The following is a 17547-nucleotide window of genomic DNA, read 5'->3' on the forward strand; positions in this document are numbered from 1 at the left end:
TGGGGTCAGATCAGATCGATCGGATCCATACACACCCGGACCAGGTCGGGAGCCTTACGCGCGGACCTCACGCCCTCCGCTCCCTTGAGCGTGCGGGCCAGCGCGCCGCCCGCTCCCCTGGGCACCCTGATCATGATCCGCTCCTCCGGCTCGCCCGGCGCGTGCCTCGGCGCGTCGAGGGGGACGGGGCCGAGAACCTGCGCGCCCTCGGGCAGCCTGAGGCCGGCCGCCATCTCCCTGACCCCCGCGGCCGAGCCGGTGAGCGTGGCCACGCGGACGGCCGGGGGGAACCCCAGCGCGGCCCGCTCGGCCAGCTCCCGCTCGGCGTGGGTGACGGGGTCCCAGCGCAGCAGCGCCTGCACGGCGGGGACGGCCGCGTCGGCGAGCACCACCAGCTCGGCCGCGGGGCGCAGCAGCGCCGCCGCGTTCATCCAGCGGCGCAGGGTCTCCTCGGCCGCGCGCAGGTCCGGACGGCCCAGCAGGGCCCAGCCGTCCAGCAGGACCGCCGCCGCGTAACCGCCCTCGGCGACCGGCTCCGCGCCCGGCGTGGCGACCACCAGCGCCGGGTTCTGGCCCACCGTGGCGAGGACGCCGTCGCGCCCCGAGGTCTTGACCGGGACCGACGGGAAGGCGCGCCCGAGCTCCTCGGCCGTGCGCCGTGCGCCGACCACCACGGCCCTCATGCGGTTGCTCCCGCACGCCTGGCAGCGCCAGGTGCCCGCGATGCGGCCGCACCACCGGCAGTACGGCGCGGCATGCCCGCCGCGCAACGCCAGCGGCCCTCCGCACGACGGCCCGCCCGCCCCGGCCGTCTCAGCGCCTCGCGGTTCGGCTTGGGCCGCCGGGGACTGGGCGCAACGCGCCGGGGCGCGGCAGTTCTGGCAGGCGAGCGCGGGGAGGTAGCCGCGGCGTGGCACCTGCACGAGGACCGGGCCGCTCGCCAGGCCGTGCTTGAGCGCCCCCCAGGCCACGCTCGGCAGGCGCGCCGCTCGCGCGGCCTCGTCCCGGGCGAGGTCGGTGTCGTCGCCGGCCGGCCGCACGCGGGGCGCGCGCCGCCGGAGCTCCTCCCTCGACGGGCCGATCGGCCTGGCCCAGCCCGTCGCGATGAGCTGCGTCGCCTCGGCCGTACGGGCGTAGCCCGCGATCAGCATGGCCGCCCCGGTCTGGTGGGCGCGCAGGGCGAGGACCTCGCGGGCGTGCGGATAGGGCGCGAGCCGTTCGGCGTGCAGGTCGTCGCCGTCGTCCCAGATCACCGCGAGACCGAGGTCGCGCACAGGGGCGAACGCCGCCGCCCTGGTGCCGGCCGCCACCCGCACCTGTCCTCTCAGCACGCGCAGCCACCTGCGGTAACGCTCGGCGGGGCCGAGGTCGGCGGTCAGCGCCACATGCCGGCCCTCCCCGAGGACGCGGCGCAGGGCGGCGTCGAGCAGTGCCACGTCCTTGCCGTCGGGCACCACGGCCACGGCTCCCCTGCCGCTCTCCAGGGTGGCGAGGACGGCCAGGGCGATGCCCTCCGGCCACTCGGGTCCCTCCGGGGGGTGACCTTCGCCACCGGTGCCGGGGAGAACGTTCCACACCGCGCGCGGGGCCCGGCCCTCGGCCAGAGCGGTGAGGAACGACGCCCCCATGGCATACCCGCCCCACGCCCCGACCTCCGGCACCACACCCCCCAGGCCCACCGCCTCCTGGCCCACCGCCTCTTGTCGGCCCACCGTCTCCTGGCCCCGCAGGCCCTCCTCACCGATCTCGCCCTCGCGCCTCACCGTGGCCGGCCGCGCCTGCTCGGCCTCCTCGGCGGTCCTCCCAGGCGTACCTTCCTCGGCTGCCGGGGCGGCCGGCCGTGCCGGCTCCGCCGTTTCGGCGGTCGGGCCGGGCGTACCTTCCGTGGTCGCCGGGGGGGCCGGCCGTGCCGGCTCGCCGGTCTCGGCGGGGGGCGAGGCCGCTCGCTTGGCGGCCTCGGCCTCCACCCTGGCGTGCCGGGGCGGTACGGCGAGGCGCAGGACGTCGGACATGGTGCCGGCGTAGCGGTCGGCCACGGCGCGGCAGAGGGCCGCGACGCGCGGCGCGAGCACCGGCTCGGGGGACACCACCCGCTCAAGGCCCGCGAGCTTGCCCTCGTGCTCGCTGCTCTCGGCCCGCTCCAGCAGGAACCCGTCGACGAGCTTGCCGGCGAAGCGGACGCGCACCCGGCAGCCCGGCACCGCCTCGGCCGCCATGGCCTCCGGCACGAGATAGTCGAACGGCCGGTCGAGATGGGGCAGAGGGGTGTCGACCAGGACACGGGCGACAGGAAGCGCCTCGGCCGGCACGAGCGCCCCCTTGGCGTGCTCCTGCGCGGTCTGGGCGGACGTCTGCCTGGAAGGGGCGGGGGCCCTGTCGCGGGAGGCCGGAGGCCGGCCTGAGGTCGCGTGGGCGGGCGTCTCGGGGCCGTTCACGGGAGTGGCGGGGCCGTTCACGGGAGTGGCGGGGCCGTTCACGGCGGCGAGTGGCAGCAACGCTCCCGCGTCGTCGGGACGGCTCGCTTCGGTCACCTTTAGGTCCTACCAGACGACGCCGATGAGGCCGGAATCAAATCGCGGCCCGTGGAAGCACCCACGGGCCGCGATCGTCGCCTTGGATCAGAGGCCGGCGGCCTCACGGAGCTGCTCCGCGCGGTCGGTGGACTCCCAGGAGAATCCCTCGCGGCCGAAGTGGCCGTACGCCGCGGTCTCGGAGTAGATCGGGCGGAGCAGGTCGAGGTCGCGGATGATCGCGGCCGGACGGAGGTCGAAGACCTCCAGGATCGCCTGCTGGATCTTGTCCACGTCGACCTTCTCGGTGCCGAAGGTCTCCACGAACACGCCCACCGGCTGCGCCTTGCCGATGGCGTACGCCACCTGCACCTCGGCGCGGTCGGCCAGCCCGGCGGCCACGACGTTCTTGGCCACCCACCGCATGGCGTACGCCGCAGAGCGGTCGACCTTGGACGGGTCCTTGCCGGAGAACGCGCCGCCACCGTGACGGGCCATGCCGCCGTAGGTGTCCACGATGATCTTGCGGCCGGTCAGGCCCGCGTCGCCCATCGGGCCGCCGATCTCGAACCGGCCCGTCGGGTTGACCAGCAGGCGGTAGCCCTCGATGTCGATGTCGAGGCCGGCGAGCACGGGCTCGACCACGTGCTCGCGGATGTCGGGGGTCAGCATCTCCTTGAGGTCGATCTCGGGAGCGTGCTGGGTGGAGACCACTACGGTGTCGAGGCGGACCGGGCGGTCGCCGTCGTACTCGATGGTGACCTGGGTCTTGCCGTCGGGACGCAGGTAGGGAACCGTGCCGTCCTTGCGGACCTCCGACAGCCGGCGGGCCATGCGGTGCGCCAGCGTGATCGGCAGCGGCATCAGCTCAGGGGTCTCGCGGCAGGCGTAGCCGAACATCAGGCCCTGGTCACCGGCGCCCTGGCGGTCGAGCTCATCGACGCCCTCGCCCTCACGGTGCTCGTAGGCGTCGTCGACGCCCTGGGCGATGTCGGGCGACTGCGCGCCGATGGACACCGACACGCCGCACGAGGCGCCGTCGAAGCCCTTGTGCGAGGCGTCGTAACCGATCTCGAGGATCTTCTCGCGGATGACGCCGGGGATGTCGATGTAGGTGTCGGTCGTCACCTCACCGGCGACGTGGACCTGGCCGGTGGTGATCATCGTCTCGACCGCGACCCGGCTCGTGGCATCGTCCTTGAGCATGGCGTCGAGGATGGCGTCACTGATCTGGTCGGCGATCTTGTCCGGGTGGCCCTCGGTAACCGACTCGGAAGTGAACAGGCGGCGGGACAACTCAGTGGCTCCTCATGCAGCGGCTGCTGACGTCGTGGGCTTGGCGTGAGACGGCCTAAGCGCTCCGCCGAGTCTAGCCCTACCTGAAGCGGCGTCGCTCAACCGTCTTGGCAGATGGTCGTGGCCGACGGCCTAGAGATCAGGAAGCGGATCTCTAGGCAGGTCGCCCGGGGAGAACGCCTCGGCGTCCGCCGCCCCGACGACAGCGACGTATTCATCGTCGACCTCGAAAACCGTACCACCCAATTCGATCGTGGGCCCGGCACCGAATCGCAGCGGGCCGAGGCGAGTCCGCCTCGGGTACGTCGCCCACACGGCGGCCGGCTCGTAACGGCTGAACACCTTGGTGGCCAGCACGGTGACGGACCGGTCGGAGACCACGATCATGTAGTTCGCCACACCGCCCGAACCGACCAGGGAGACGGGAAAGACGTAGTGGACGCTCTCGCCGGGGGGCAGCAGAGCGCGGCAGCGTCCTCTTATGGCGGCGGTCACCGGCATGATTCAGCCCTCTCACTGCGGCCTGCCCCTGGAGTATCCGCCGGGGAGCGCCCGCCAGCAAGCGCCCAGGAGCCGATATCGGGCCGATCAGGCCAGCCGGGCGGCGACGAGGTCCCAGACGGTGTCGGCCAGGGCTTCCTTCGGGCCGCGCGGGACCTCCACGGGGTCGGCCCCCGCCACCAGGATCACCGCGGCGTTGTCGGGCGTGCCGAAGGCGAGGTGCTCCCCCACCTGGTTGACGACGAGCAGGTCACAGCCCTTGCGGGCGAGCTTGGCCCTGCCGTTGGCGAGCACGTCGTCGGTCTCGGCGGCGAACCCGGCGATCACTTCGGGAGCGGGCTTGCGCCCTTCCCTGCGCCGATCGCACAGCTCGGCAAGGATGTCAGGATTTTTCGTGAGATGGATGGGCTCGGGCTCGCCGGACGTCTTCTTGATCTTCGAGTCGCTCCTGGCCGCGGGCCGGAAGTCGGCGACGGCCGCCGCCATGACCACCGCGTCGGCGCGCTCGGCGGCATCGAGCACGGCCGCGCGCATGTCGAGCGTGGACTCCACGCGCACCATCGTGACCCCGGCGGGGTCGGGCAGCGCGACGTTGGCCGCGACCAGCGTCACCTCGGCCCCGCGCGCCACGGCCGTGCGGGCCAGGGCGTACCCCTGGAGCCCCGAGGAGCGGTTGCCGATGAAGCGGACGGGGTCGATCGCCTCGCGGGTGCCCCCGGCGGAGACCACGACCCGGCGGCCGGCGAGGTCGCGCTCGCGCCCGGACAGCACGCGGCGGCAGACCTCGAAGATCTGCTGAGGGTCGGGAAGGCGCCCGGGCCCGGTGTCGGCGCCGGTCAGCCGGCCGACGGCGGGGTCGATGACCAGCGACCCCCGCTCGCGCAGCGTCGCGACGTTCGCGCGGGTGGCGGGGTGCTCCCACATCTCGGTGTGCATCGCGGGGGCGAAGACCACGGGGCAGCGCGCGGTCAGCAGGGTGTTGGTGAGCAGGTCGCCGGCGAGGCCGTGCGCCGCCTTGGCGAGGATGTCGGCGGTCGCCGGCGCGACCACGACGAGATCGGCGCCCTGCCCGATGCGGACATGGGGCACCTCGTGGACGGACTCCCAGACCTCGCTGGTCACGGGATTGCCCGACAGGGCCGCCCAGGTGGGCTCGCCGACGAAGCGCAGGGCGTCACGGGTCGGGACGACGCGGACGTCGTGCCCCGACTCGGTGAACAGCCTCAGCAGCTCGCAGGCCTTGTAAGCGGCGATGCCCGCGCCGACGCCGAGAACGACACTCGGCCTCGCGCGGACCTGGCTCGCCATCGCTGTCTCCGGAAGGGAGCCGGTCAGCCCTCGATCGGCTCGGAGGTGAGCAGACCCTCGGAGACCTCACGCAGCGCGATGGACAGGGGCTTCTCCTGCGCGTGGGTCTCCACGAGGGGACCGACGTACTCGAGAAGGCCCTCGCCCAGCTGGGAGTAGTAGGCGTTGATCTGGCGCGCCCGCTTCGCGCCCATGATGACCAGGCTGTACTTGCTGTCGACGACCTCAAGCAGCTGGTCGATCGGCGGGTTGGTGATGCCTTCGGCAACCGGGGCAGTGCCTGCCACGTCGTCGGCCTCTCAGTCGAATGTCGAGTCTTCGGTCTTGGCCTCGAAGGATACCAAGGGGAACCGGCAGGGCCGACTCGCCCAGGCCAGGCCGATCTTCACTTCATCAAGGCTATCAGCCGGCCGCACACTTCCTTGACGGCCGTGTTGACGAGCGTGAGGTCGAACTCCTTCTCGGCGGCCAGCTCGACGCGGCCCGCGGCGAGGCGGCGCTCGATGACGTCCTCCGGCTCGGTGCCGCGACCGCGCAGGCGGCTCTCCAGCTCCTCCCAGCTCGGCGGGGCCAGGAAGACGAGCAGAGCCTCTGGCATGGTCTCACGCACCTGCCGGGCGCCCTGCAGGTCGATCTCCAGGAGCGTCGGCACGCCGAGGGCGAGCTTGCGCTCCACGGGCACGCGGGGCGTGCCGTAGCGGTTGCCGGCGAACTCCGCCCATTCGAGCAGCTCGCCATCGGCGATCATGCGGTCGAACTCGTCGTCGGCGACGAAGTAGTACTCGACGCCGTGCGTCTCGCCCGGACGGGGAGTCCTGGTGGTCACCGAGACCGACAGCCACACCTCGGGGTGGGACCGCCGAAGCTCGGCGACGACCGTGGACTTGCCCACGCCCGACGGCCCGGAGAGGACCGTGAGACGGTTTCCCGTCGGTCCGGAGGAGACCACGGTCGCCTCCGGACTCCCGGATGGAGGCATGGGGTCACCGCCACGTGTCCCAGACCCCCCGAAAACGGGCGCCTCGTGGGCTCCGCCCTCTTCGGGCCAGGACGTACCGGTCACACCACACCCCCCGTTGATCTTGCTCGTGCGGACCGAGATCAGCTCTCGGCGCCGCCGAACTCGCGCTCCAGAGCTGCGCGCTGGTTCGCGCCGAGGCCCCGTACGCGACGGGACTCGGCGATACCGAGCCGCTCCATGAGCTGCTTGGCGCGGACCTTGCCCACGCCGGGGAGCGACTCCAAAAGTGCCGACACCTTCATCTTGCCGATGACGTCGTCGGTCTGACCATCCTTCAGCACCTCAGCCAGAGAAACCGCGCCGTGCTTCAGCCGGTTCTTGACCTCGGCACGCTCCTTGCGGGCCTTGGCAGCCTTCTCCAGGGCTGCGGCGCGCTGCTCGGGGGTCAGGGGAGGAAGAGCCACGCCGGGTCACCTCGAATTTCTGTCGATGTACTCGGACGGGAGGGGAAACTAGCTGGTCTTGGGCTTCCAAGCAACGTCAAGACCAGTTTCTCCCCTCACAAAATTCATTTCATCACTCTTCGTGTTCGAGATATCGCAGTGCGTCGACAAAATGCGCCTGTACAGGCCCCTCGCGGGCTAGTCATCGCGGCATGGCGCACACCCACCCGGGCTAGTCCCGCCCGCGCCTGACGGGCCTTCCGCCGGCGCCGGAAAGACTGCGGAAGGCCGGCGGATGACCCGCGAAACAAGGGCGGATGAACTTCGCAATCAGCTCGAAAGGACCCGGCGGATGGCCGCCGCGATGCCCGCGGCGGCGGCTCCGGGGTCGGCTGCTCCGGTGATCGGGCGGCCGATCACGAGAAGATCGGCCCCGTCGGCGATAGCCTGCTCAGGAGTCGCTACTCTTGCCTGATCCTGGGTGTCGGAACCGGCGGGCCGCACCCCGGGAGTGATCAGCGTGATGCCGGGCCCGACCTCCGCGCGCACCGCGGCGACCTCTCGCGGCGAGCAGACGAGGGCCTGGGCGCCCGCGCCGACGGCCTCCACGGCCAGACGGCGCACGGCGTCGCCGGCGGGTCCCCTGACCCCGATGCGCTCCAGATCGGCCTCTGAGAGCGACGTCAGGGCCGTCACGGCGGCGATGACGGTGTTCGGGGCCGACTCCACCGCGGCCTGGATCATGGCGCGCCCACCGGCCGCGTGGACGGTGAGGATGGCGGGCTTGAGCCGGGCGACGGCACGGGCGGCGCCCGCGACGGTGTTCGGGATGTCGTGGAGCTTGAGATCGAGGAAGACCTGGATGCCGGTGGCCCCTCGCACGGAGGCGATCACATCGGGGCCGTAGCGCAGGTAAAGTTCGAGGCCGACCTTCACGGTGCTCACGTGCGGAGTGACCAGGGCCGCCCAGCGGGCCGCCGTCTCCAGATCGGGTGCGTCCAGGGCGACGGCGATGGGTGCGGACGTCACAGAGAGCTCTCCTCCAGGTCGATTCGGTGCCGGGGCCCCGCCCCGGGTGGCCGGTGGGCCAGCCCGACGGCGTCCGCGAGGCGCTCGAAGCCGCGCTCCTTGAGCAGGTCTTCGAGCTCCCGCAGGATCCGCAGGCAGGCGTAGGGGTCGTTGAACAGCGCGGTGCCGACCGAGACGGCGCAGGCGCCCGCGAGTATCAGTTCGAGGGCGTCGCGCCCGGTCATGACGCCGCCCATGCCGACGATGGGCACGCCGGGCAGCGCCGCGTGCACCTGCCACAGGCAGCGTACGGCGAGCGGCCTGATGGCGGGCCCCGAGAGCCCGCCGGTGCCGGCGGCGAGCGAGGGGCGCATGGTGTCGACGTCGATGCTCATGCCGAGCGGCGTGTTGATCATGGCGAGCGCGTCGGCGCCGCCGTCCACGCAAGCCCGGGCCACGGCGACGATGTCGGCCACGTCCGGGGCGAGCTTGGCCACCACCGGCACGTCGTACCGCATGGTGGCGCGCACCGAGGCGATGACCTCGGCCGAGGCGGCGGGGTCGCGGGCGAAGACGCGCCCGAGGTCCTCGACGTTGGGGCACGACAGGTTGACCTCGATCGCGGCCACGCCCGGCGCGTCGGCCAGCCTGCGCGCGAGCGCGGTGTACTCGGCGACGCTGCCGCCGGCGACCGAGACCACCGCGCGCGCCCCTCGCTCGACCAGGCGGGGCAGCTCGTGTTCGAGGAAGGCGTCCACACCCGGCCCCTGGAGCCCCACGGCGTTCAGCATGCCCGAGGGCGTCTCGGCCATGCGGGGGGTGGGCCGCCCGGCCCTGGGCGCCATGGTGACCGAGTGGGTCACGACGGCGCCGAGGCGGGCGAGGTCGAAGAACTGGGAGAGCTCGGCGCCGGAGGCGGCGCACCCGGCGGCCGTGGTGATCGGGTTGGCCAGTTCGACGTGCGCGAGGTACGTCCGCATGTCAACTGACATTTCGGGTGTGAGCACCTCCCTCCTGTGCTCGTCCCCCAGGTGCTCCCAGGGCGTCGAACGGGATGGTGCCGATGTCCTCGAACCGCACGCGCTCGCCGCGGAACACCGGCCCCTCCACGCAGGATCGAACCATGCGGGTGACCCCGTCGTCGCCGATGACCGGAAGCACGCACGTCATGCAGACGCCGTACCCGCACGCCATGGACTCCTCGACGGACACCTGGACCGGGATGTCGAACTCGACGGCGACGGCGGTCACGCCGCGCAGCATCGCCATCGGGCCGCACGCGTAGACCACGTCGGCCCGCGCGTCGGCGATCACCGAGGGCAGTGCGTCGGTGACGCGGCCGCGCAGGCCGAGCGAGCCGTCCTCGGTGGTCAGCGTCGTGGTCTCGCCCATGCGCCTGGCCCGGAGCGCGCCGAACACGCGGTCGGCCGAGGCGGCCCCCAGCACGAAGTCGACCCGGCACCCGCGCTGCTGCAGCGTGTCGGCCAGGGCGAACAGCGACGCCGAGCCGTACTCCCCGCCGACGAGCACGCACGCGCACGGGTCGCGCGGCACGGGGAACGGGCGGCCGAGCGGGCCGACCAGGTCGAGGCTGTCCCTGGCCTTGCGCTCGGCGAGCCACGCGGTGCCCCGTCCGCGCACGGCGAAGACGAGCTCCACCGTGCCGCCGTAGTCGGGCTTGACGTCGTGCACGGAGAAGACCCGGCGCGTGGGCATGGAGGTGTGCGGCCCGCCGACGGCCACGGAGACGAAGTGACCGGGACGGAAGCGCTCGGCGATGCCCGGCGCCACGACGGTGAGCGCGTGATAGGCGTCGACACGGCGCGTCGTCAGCACCGTGCCCGTCACCTGCACCGGAGTAACGGCCGTCTCCCTCACCTCCCGCCTGGTCGTCAGCCCCTCAGCCGCTGGGCGTGCTCCTGCAGCGACCGTACGCCCACGGAGCCCGCGGCGATCGCCTGGATGCCCTGAACGGCCGCGCCGAGCCCCTGCACAGTGGTGACGCACGGGATGCCCCGCAGGACGGCCGCGGTGCGGATCTCGTAGCCGTCCAGCCGGGGGCCGGACTGCCCGGGGCTGCCGAAGGGGGTGTTCACGATGAGGTCCACCTCGCCGTCCAGGATGCGGGTCACGATGGTCGGCTCACCGTCCGTGCCGAGCCCGTCGCTCTGCTTTCGCACGATCTTGGCATGGACGCCGTTGCGGCGCAGCACCTCCGCGGTGCCCTCCGTGGCCAGGATCTCGAACCCCAGGTCGGCCAGGGCCTTCACCGGGAAGATCATCGCCCGCTTGTCGCGGTTGGCCACCGAGACGAACGCCCGGCCCTTGGTCGGCAGCGAGCCGTACGACGCCGACTGCGACTTGGCGTAGGCCGTGCCGAAGACCTCGTCGATGCCCATGACCTCGCCCGTGGAGCGCATCTCCGGGCCGAGGACCGTGTCGACGCCGAGGAACCGGTTGAACGGCAGCACGGCCTCCTTGACCGCGATGGGCGCGTCCAGGGGCAGCGTGCCGCCGTCGCCCGTGGCGGGCAGCATGCCCTCCTCGCGGAGCCCGGCGACGGTGGCGCCCATCATGACCCGGGCCGCGGCCTTGGCGAGCGGCACGGCCGTCGCCTTGGACACGAACGGCACCGTGCGGCTCGCGCGGGGGTTGGCCTCAAGGACGTACAGGACGTTGGCCGACATGGCGTACTGGACGTTCAGGAGCCCGCGTACGCCCACTCCGCGCGCGATGGCCTCGGTGGCGGCGCGGATGCGCTTGATGTCGAACCCACCGAGCGTGATCGGCGGCAGCGCGCACGCCGAGTCGCCGGAGTGGATGCCGGCCTCCTCGATGTGCTCCATGACGCCGCCGAGGTAGAGCTCCTCGCCGTCGTACAGCGCGTCCACGTCGATCTCGATGGCCTCGTCGAGGAACTTGTCCACCAGCACCGGGTGGTCGCTCGCCGCGCCCGCACGCGACATGTACGTGCTCAGCGTCTCCTCGTCGTACACGATCGCCATGCCCGCGCCGCCGAGGACGTAGGAGGGGCGCACGAGCACCGGGTAGCCGATGTCCTCGGCGATGGCCCGCGCCTCCTCCACGGTGACGGCGGTGCCGTGCTTGGGAGCGGGCAGCCCGGCCTCGGCCAGCACCCGCCCGAAGGCGCCGCGCTCCTCCGCGAGGTGGATCGACTCGGGGCTGGTGCCGACGACCGGCACCCCCGCGTCCTTCAGCGACTGGGCGAGGCCCAGCGGCGTCTGCCCGCCGAGCTGGACGATCACCCCGGCGACCGGCCCGGTCGACTGCTCGGCGTGCACGACCTCGAGGACGTCCTCCAGGGTGAGCGGCTCGAAGTACAGCCGGTCGGAGGTGTCGTAGTCCGTGGAGACCGTCTCCGGGTTGCAGTTGACCATCACGGTCTCGTACCCGGCCGCCGACAGTTCGAACGAGGCGTGCACGCAGGCGTAGTCGAACTCGATGCCCTGCCCGATGCGGTTCGGCCCGCTGCCGAGGATGATCACCTTGGGCCGGTCGCCGTACGGGACCTCGGTCTCCTCGTCGTAGGTCGAGTAGAGGTACGGCGTCCTGGCGGCGAACTCGGCGGCGCACGTGTCCACGGTGTTGTAGACCGGCCGCACGCCGAGCCCGTGGCGCAGCTCCCTGACCTCGGGCTCGGGGAAGCCGCGGATCTCGGCGATCTGCGCGTCGCTGAACCCGTGCCGCTTGGCGCGGGCCAGCGCCCCAGCCGTCAGCTCACCCTCGCCCAGCGCCCGGGCCTCCTCGTCGATGAGCTGGAGCTGGTCGAGGAACCACGGGTCGATGCTCGTGGCGGCGTACAGCTCCTCGATCGTGGCCCCGGCCCTGATGGCCTGCTGCATCGTGCGCAGCCGCCCGTCGTGCGGGGTGCGGGAGGCGTCGAGAAGCGCCTCCTTGTCCCCGGGGTCCCCCGCCCAGCTGAAGGACGATCCCTTCTTCTCCAGCGATCTCAGGGCCTTCTGGAGGGCTTCGGGGAAGGACCTGCCGATGGCCATGGCCTCGCCGACGGACTTCATGTGGGTGGTGAGGGTCTGGTCGGCCCCGGCGAACTTCTCGAAGGCGAAGCGCGGCACCTTGACCACGATGTAGTCGAGCGACGGCTCGAACGACGCCGGGGTCTCGCGGGTGATGTCGTTCGGGATCTGGTCGAGCGTGTAGCCGACGGCGAGCTTGGCCGCGATCTTGGCGATCGGGAAGCCGGTGGCCTTGGAGGCCAGCGCGCTCGACCGCGACACGCGCGGGTTCATCTCGATGACGATCATGCGCCCGGTGCGCGGGTCGACCGCGAACTGGATGTTGCAGCCGCCGGTGTCGACCCCGACCTCGCGGATGACCGCGATCGCGACGTCGCGCATGTTCTGGTACTCGCGGTCGGTCAGCGTCAGGGCCGGGGCCACGGTCACGCTGTCGCCGGTGTGCACGCCCATCGGGTCGATGTTCTCGATGGAGCAGACGATGACGACGTTGTCGGCCCGGTCGCGCATGACCTCCAGCTCGTACTCCTTCCAGCCGAGGATCGACTCCTCGAGGAGCACCTCGGTGGTCGGCGAGGCGTCGAGCCCGGCGCCGGCGATGCGGCGCAGGTCGTTATCGTCGTAGGCGAACCCGGAGCCGGCGCCGCCCATGGTGAAGCTCGGCCGCACGACCACCGGGTAGCCGAGGCCCGCCGCGGCGGCGAGGCACTCCTCCAGCGAGTGGCAGATCGCCGACCTGGCCGACTCGGCGTTGAGGCCGTACTCCGAGGCCACCTTGGCGACGATCTGCTTGAACAGCTGGCGGTTCTCGCCCGCCTGGATCGCGTCGATGTCCGCGCCGATGAGCTCGACGCCGTAGCGCTCCAGCACTCCGGCCTCGTGCAGGGCGACCGCCGCGTTGAGCGCCGTCTGGCCGCCGAGGGTGGGGAGCAGGGCGTCGGGCCGCTCCTTGGCGATGATCTGCTCGACGATCTCGGGCGTGATCGGCTCGACGTACGTCGCGTCGGCGAACTCCGGGTCGGTCATGATCGTCGCCGGGTTGCTGTTGACCAGGATGACCCGGTAGCCCTCGGCGCGCAGCACCCTGCACGCCTGGGTGCCCGAGTAGTCGAACTCGCACGCCTGCCCGATCACGATCGGCCCGGAGCCGATGACCATGATCGAGCTGATGTCAGTGCGCTTAGACACTCTCGCCCTCCGCCTTCACCGTCGTGCCCGGGCGCGCCATCAGGGCGCAGAACTCGTCGAACAGGCCCGCGGCGTCGTGCGGCCCCGCGGCGGCCTCGGGGTGGTACTGCACGCTGAACGCCGGATAGTCCAGCAGGCGCAGCCCCTCCACGCAGTCGTCGTTAAGGTTCACGTGGCTGACCTCCGCGCGGCCGTACGGCGTGTCGAACGGGCCGTCCAGGGGCGCCCGCACGGCGAAGCCGTGGTTGTGGGCGGAGATGTCCACCTTGCCGGTGCGCCGGTCCTGCACGGGCTGGTTGACGCCCCGGTGGCCGTACCGCAGCTTGTACGTGCCGAGCCCGAGCGCGCGGCCGAGGATCTGGTTGCCGAAGCAGATGCCGAAGACCGGCCTGCCCGCGTCCAGCACGCCCGTGAGCGCCTCGACGGCGTAGTCGGCGGTCGCCGGGTCGCCCGGGCCGTTCGAGAGGAACACCCCGTCCGGGTCCAGGGCGAGGATGTCGGCGGCGGTCGCGCCCGCGGGGAGCACGTGGACCTCGCACCCCCGCTCGGCCATGCGGTACGGCGTCATCGCCTTGATGCCGAGGTCGACCGCCGCGACCGTGAACCGCTTGCGCCCGTGCGCGGGGACGATGTACGGCTCGGCCGTGGAGACCTCCTTGGCGAGGTCGGCGCCCACCATCGAGGGGCTGTGCCGCACCTTCTCGGCCAGCTCCTCCACCGGGACCGTGGGAGAGGTGAAGACCCCGGCGCGCATGGCGCCGCGCTCGCGCAGGTGGCGGGTGAGCGCCCGGGTGCCCGGCATGGCGATGCCCACCACGCCCTGCGTCCGAAGCTCCTCGTCCAGCGTGCGGCGGGAGCGCCAGTTCGAGGCGACCCGCGCGGGCTCGCGCACGACGTACCCGGCGACCCAGATGCGGGACGACTCGGGGTCCTCGTCGTTGACGCCGGTGTTGCCGATGTGCGGCGCGGTCATCGCCACGATCTGCCGGTGGTAGGAGGGGTCGGTGAGGGTCTCCTGGTAGCCGGTCATGCCGGTGGAGAACACCATCTCGCCGAACGTCTCGCCCTCGGCGCCGTACGGCGTGCCGTGGAAGGCCCGGCCGTCTTCCAGGACGAGGACCGCTGTGCCCGTGGTCGCGCGCGTCACGTGAGCTTCCCTTCGAGAACGGTGGGACGACCGCGCAGGAAGGTCGCGACGACCCTGCCCGGCAGCGTCATGCCCTGGTAGGGCGTGTTGCGGCTCTTGGAGGCGAACCCGCCGGGGTCGACCGCCCAGCGTACGGAGGGGTCGACCAGGGTGAGGTTCGCGGGGGCGTCCGCCTGGAGCGGGCCTCCGTGGCCGGACAGCCGCCCGATGCGGGCGGGCCGGGCGGACATGCGGTCGGCGACGCCCGCCCAGTCGAGCAGGCCGGTCTCGACCATGGCCTCCTGGACCACCGACAGGGCGGTCTCCAGGCCGATCATGCCCATGGCCGCCGCCGGCCACTCGGTCTCCTTGTCCTCGACCGGGTGCGGCGCGTGGTCGGTGGCCACGCAGTCGATCGTGCCGTCGGCGAGGGCCTCGCGCAGCGCCCGCACGTCGGTCTCGGTGCGCAGCGGCGGGTTGACCTTGTAGATCGGGTTGTACGCGCCCGCGGGCGAGGTCTCGGCGCAGGTGTCGGTGAGCAGCAGGTGGTGCGGGGTCACCTCGGCGGTGACGTCCCAGCCCTTCGACTTCGCCCAGCGGATGATCTCCACGGACCCCGCCGTGGAGACGTGGCAGATGTGCAGCCGGGAGCCGACGTGCGCGGCCAGCAGGCAGTCGCGCGCGATGATCGCCTCCTCGGCGACGGCCGGCCAGCCGGTCAGCCCGAGGCGGCCGGACACCGAGCCCTCGTTCATCTGCGCGCCCTCGGTCAGGCGCGGCTCCTGCGCGTGCTGGGCCACCACCCCGTCGAACGCCTTGACGTACTCCAGGGCGCGGCGCATCAGGACGGCGTCGGAGACGCACACCCCGTCGTCGGAGAAGACCCGCACCCGGGCGGCGCTGTCGGCCATCGCGCCGAGCTCGGCGAGCTGCCTGCCCAGAAGGCCCGCCGTGACCGCGCCCACCGGCTGGACGTCGCAGTGCCCGGCCTCCTGGCCGAGCCGCCAGACCTGCTCGACGACTCCCGCGGTGTCGGCGACCGGCGAGGTATTGGCCATGGCGTGGACGGCGGTGAACCCGCCGAGCGCCGCCGCCGCGGTGCCGGACTGGACGGTCTCGGCGTCCTCCCTGCCGGGCTCGCGCAGGTGGGTGTGCAGGTCGACCAGGCCGGGCAGCGCGATCAGCCCGCCGGCGTCGACGTGCTCGACACCGGTGCCGTCGATCTCGCCGGGGGCGCCGATCTCGGCGATGTACCCGTCCTTGATGAGGATGTCCCGCGGCTCGCCGCCGAGGACGCGGGCGGCTTTGACGAGGTAGCTCACTGGTTTCCCCCGATCGCGGGCTCTGAGCCGGACAGAAGCAGGTAGAGGACGGCCATGCGCACGGTCACGCCGTTGGTGACCTGCTCGACGATGGTCGAGCGCCCGGAGTCCGCGACCTCGGCGGCGATCTCCATGCCGCGGTTCATCGGCCCGGGGTGCATCACGATCGCGCCGTCGGGCATCCTGCCGAGCCGCTCGGGGTCGAGGCCGTACCGGCGGCTGTACTCGCGGGCGGAGGGGAAGTACGAGGCGTTCATCCGCTCGTGCTGGACGCGCAGCATCATGACCACGTCCGACTTCGGGAGCACGGCGTCGAAGTCGTAGGAGACCTCGCACGGCCAGTCGCCCATCGCCACCGGCAGCAGCGTCGGCGGCGCGACGAGCGTCACCTCGGCGCCGAGGGTGTGCAGCAGGTGGACGTTCGAGCGGGCGACCCTGCTGTGCAGCACGTCGCCGACGATCGTCACCCGGCGGCCGTCGAGCTCGCCGAGCCTGCGGCGCATGGTGAAGGCGTCGAGCAGCGCCTGCGTCGGGTGCTCGTGGGTGCCGTCCCCGGCGTTGACCACGCTGCCGTCGACCCAGTTGGCCAGGCGGTGCGGGGCCCCGGAGGCGCCGTGGCGGATGACCACGGCGTCGGCGCCCATCGCCTGGAGGGTGAGCGCCGTGTCCTTGAGGCTCTCCCCCTTGGACACGCTCGACCCCTTGGCCGAGAAGTTGATCACATCGGCGGACAGCCGCTTGGCGGCGGCCTCGAAGGAGATGCGGGTGCGGGTGGAGTCCTCGAAGAAGAGGTTCACCACCGTGCGCCCGCGCAGGGTCGGCAGCTTCTTGATGGAACGGTCCGAGACCTGCGACAGCTGCTCGGCGGTGTCGAGGATCAGCAGCGCGTCGTCGCGCGACAGGTCGGCCGTGGACAGCAGGTGGCGGTTCATCGCTGGCCTCCCCGCAGCAGGACCGCGTCACGCTGGTCGGTCTCCGCCAGGCACACCCGTACGGTCTCGGCCCTGGAGGTCGGGAGGTTCTTGCCGACGTAGTCGGCGCGGATCGGCAGCTCACGGTGGCCGCGGTCGACCAGCACGGCGAGCCGTACGGCCGTGGGGCGGCCGAGGTCGTTGAGCGCGTCGAGCGCGGCGCGGACCGTGCGGCCGGAGTAGAGGACGTCGTCGACCAGGACGACGATGCGGCCGTCCACGCCGTCCTCGGGGAGCTCGGTGCGGCCGAGGGCACGGGCCGGCTTCAGCCTCAGGTCGTCGCGGTACATCGTCACGTCGAGGGAGCCGGAGGCCACGGGACGGCCCTCGACCTGCTCGATGCGGTCGGCGAGCCTGCGGGCCAGGAAGGTGCCGCGGGTCGGGATGCCGAGGAGCAGGAGCTTCTCGGGGCCCTTAGCGCGTTCGAGGATCTCGTGGGCGATGCGGGTGAGGGCCCGGTTGATGTCCGGGGCCTCCAGCACCGCGCGCTCACCGTCGTGCGGCCGCTGGCCGTCACGCACCTGGTCGCCGTCGGGCCGTGGGTCATCGTCGCGCGCCTGATTTCGGGCGACGTTCATGAGGGTCACCACCTTTCCCGCCTCACAGGACGGGTCTTAAAGGAACTGGCTCGCCCACGTTATCAGCCTTGCAGGAAACCTCCCGAACCGGTTCGGCCTTCCCAACCTGGGCAGATGCCCGTATGCCGGCCCCACTCGCCGGGTCTCCGGGCCGCGCCCGCCACGCCGAAGCCGTACGGAACCTGTGCCGTCCCCGTACGGAAGGAGCGTGAGCGGCGCTTGTGACCGAGCAGATCAGGGCTGGACCGGACAGGATTCGGCATCTTTTTTCCAATCAGCTTGACCAAACTCGTCCACACCTTTACCGTCACTGTCCGTAACCACACCTCGCGACGTTCTC

At 72.2% G+C, this 17547-nt stretch carries 15 protein-coding genes; all 15 read right to left on the reverse strand.

What is annotated here, in order from left to right:
- Positions 1–5: 5 nt before the first annotated feature.
- The 15 genes from ACOZ38_RS31170 to pyrR all read right to left on the reverse strand — a co-directional run bounded on the left by ACOZ38_RS31170 (position 6) and on the right by pyrR (position 17207).
- Entirely contained in the window at positions 6–2531 is a 2526-nt protein-coding gene (locus ACOZ38_RS31170) for a primosomal protein N' (RefSeq protein WP_424534676.1), read from the reverse strand.
- Between the two features lie 87 nt (positions 2532–2618).
- Positions 2619–3806 (reverse strand): methionine adenosyltransferase, encoded by a 1188-nt coding sequence (gene metK, locus ACOZ38_RS31175; protein ID WP_405151795.1) that lies wholly within the window; start codon positions 3804–3806, stop codon positions 2619–2621.
- 132 nt (positions 3807–3938) lie between these two features.
- Positions 3939–4307: a hypothetical protein gene (locus ACOZ38_RS31180; RefSeq protein WP_405151797.1), complete on the reverse strand. Its 369-nt coding sequence runs from the start codon at positions 4305–4307 to the stop codon at positions 3939–3941.
- A gap of 87 nt (positions 4308–4394) precedes the next feature.
- Complete coding sequence (gene coaBC / locus ACOZ38_RS31185; RefSeq protein WP_405151799.1) at positions 4395–5615, reverse strand: bifunctional phosphopantothenoylcysteine decarboxylase/phosphopantothenate--cysteine ligase CoaBC; 1221 nt, start codon at positions 5613–5615, stop codon at positions 4395–4397.
- 23 nt (positions 5616–5638) lie between these two features.
- A complete protein-coding gene (rpoZ, locus tag ACOZ38_RS31190) occupies positions 5639–5902 on the reverse strand; it encodes a DNA-directed RNA polymerase subunit omega (RefSeq protein ID WP_203982740.1) in 264 nt (87 codons plus the stop codon).
- A 98-nt stretch (positions 5903–6000) separates the two neighbouring features.
- Positions 6001–6594, reverse strand: coding sequence for a guanylate kinase (gmk, locus tag ACOZ38_RS31195; RefSeq protein WP_424534677.1), 594 nt, complete (start codon positions 6592–6594; stop codon positions 6001–6003).
- A gap of 122 nt (positions 6595–6716) precedes the next feature.
- The gene (gene mihF / locus ACOZ38_RS31200; RefSeq protein ID WP_114031276.1) at positions 6717–7040 is read right to left on the reverse strand and encodes an integration host factor, actinobacterial type; all 324 of its coding nucleotides are present in this window, start codon (positions 7038–7040) and stop codon (positions 6717–6719) included.
- 309 nt (positions 7041–7349) lie between these two features.
- Positions 7350–8048 (reverse strand): orotidine-5'-phosphate decarboxylase, encoded by a 699-nt coding sequence (gene pyrF / locus ACOZ38_RS31205; protein ID WP_424534678.1) that lies wholly within the window; start codon positions 8046–8048, stop codon positions 7350–7352.
- Positions 8045–9019: a dihydroorotate dehydrogenase gene (locus tag ACOZ38_RS31210; protein ID WP_424534679.1), complete on the reverse strand. Its 975-nt coding sequence runs from the start codon at positions 9017–9019 to the stop codon at positions 8045–8047. The genes pyrF and ACOZ38_RS31210 overlap by 4 nt, the downstream gene beginning before the upstream one ends.
- Entirely contained in the window at positions 9009–9881 is an 873-nt protein-coding gene (locus tag ACOZ38_RS31215) for a dihydroorotate dehydrogenase electron transfer subunit (RefSeq protein ID WP_424537115.1), read from the reverse strand. Before ACOZ38_RS31215 ends, ACOZ38_RS31210 begins: the two co-directional genes overlap by 11 nt.
- A 38-nt stretch (positions 9882–9919) precedes the next feature.
- Positions 9920–13210 carry a carbamoyl-phosphate synthase large subunit gene (gene carB / locus ACOZ38_RS31220; protein WP_424534680.1) on the reverse strand — a complete coding sequence of 1097 codons (3291 nt, stop codon included), beginning with the start codon at positions 13208–13210 and terminating at the stop codon, positions 9920–9922.
- Entirely contained in the window at positions 13203–14357 is a 1155-nt protein-coding gene (carA, locus tag ACOZ38_RS31225) for a glutamine-hydrolyzing carbamoyl-phosphate synthase small subunit (RefSeq protein ID WP_424534681.1), read from the reverse strand. Before carA ends, carB begins: the two co-directional genes overlap by 8 nt.
- The gene (locus ACOZ38_RS31230; RefSeq protein WP_424534682.1) at positions 14354–15658 is read right to left on the reverse strand and encodes a dihydroorotase; all 1305 of its coding nucleotides are present in this window, start codon (positions 15656–15658) and stop codon (positions 14354–14356) included. The genes carA and ACOZ38_RS31230 overlap by 4 nt, the downstream gene beginning before the upstream one ends.
- Positions 15655–16590, reverse strand: a complete 936-nt coding sequence (locus ACOZ38_RS31235) for an aspartate carbamoyltransferase catalytic subunit (RefSeq protein WP_424534683.1) — start codon at positions 16588–16590, stop codon at positions 15655–15657. The genes ACOZ38_RS31230 and ACOZ38_RS31235 overlap by 4 nt, the downstream gene beginning before the upstream one ends.
- Positions 16587–17207, reverse strand: a complete 621-nt coding sequence (gene pyrR / locus ACOZ38_RS31240) for a bifunctional pyr operon transcriptional regulator/uracil phosphoribosyltransferase PyrR (RefSeq protein WP_405151815.1) — start codon at positions 17205–17207, stop codon at positions 16587–16589. The genes ACOZ38_RS31235 and pyrR overlap by 4 nt, the downstream gene beginning before the upstream one ends.
- Between the last annotated feature and the right edge of the window lie 340 nt (positions 17208–17547).

This window comes from Sphaerisporangium viridialbum (genome assembly GCF_049674955.1).
Classification (GTDB): Bacteria; Actinomycetota; Actinomycetes; order Streptosporangiales; family Streptosporangiaceae; genus Sphaerisporangium; species Sphaerisporangium viridialbum.

Excerpts from the sequence above, each read along its gene's own strand:
- ACOZ38_RS31235 (WP_424534683.1), bottom strand. The coding sequence starts at position 16,590 with ATGAACCGCCACCTGCTGTCCACGGCCGACCTGTCGCGCGACGACGCG.
- coaBC (WP_405151799.1), bottom strand. The coding sequence starts at position 5,615 with ATGGCGAGCCAGGTCCGCGCGAGGCCGAGTGTCGTTCTCGGCGTCGGC.
- pyrR (WP_405151815.1), bottom strand. The coding sequence starts at position 17,207 with ATGAACGTCGCCCGAAATCAGGCGCGCGACGATGACCCACGGCCCGAC.
- gmk (WP_424534677.1), bottom strand. The coding sequence starts at position 6,594 with ATGCCTCCATCCGGGAGTCCGGAGGCGACCGTGGTCTCCTCCGGACCG.
- ACOZ38_RS31180 (WP_405151797.1), bottom strand. The coding sequence starts at position 4,307 with ATGCCGGTGACCGCCGCCATAAGAGGACGCTGCCGCGCTCTGCTGCCC.
- ACOZ38_RS31210 (WP_424534679.1), bottom strand. The coding sequence starts at position 9,019 with ATGTCAGTTGACATGCGGACGTACCTCGCGCACGTCGAACTGGCCAAC.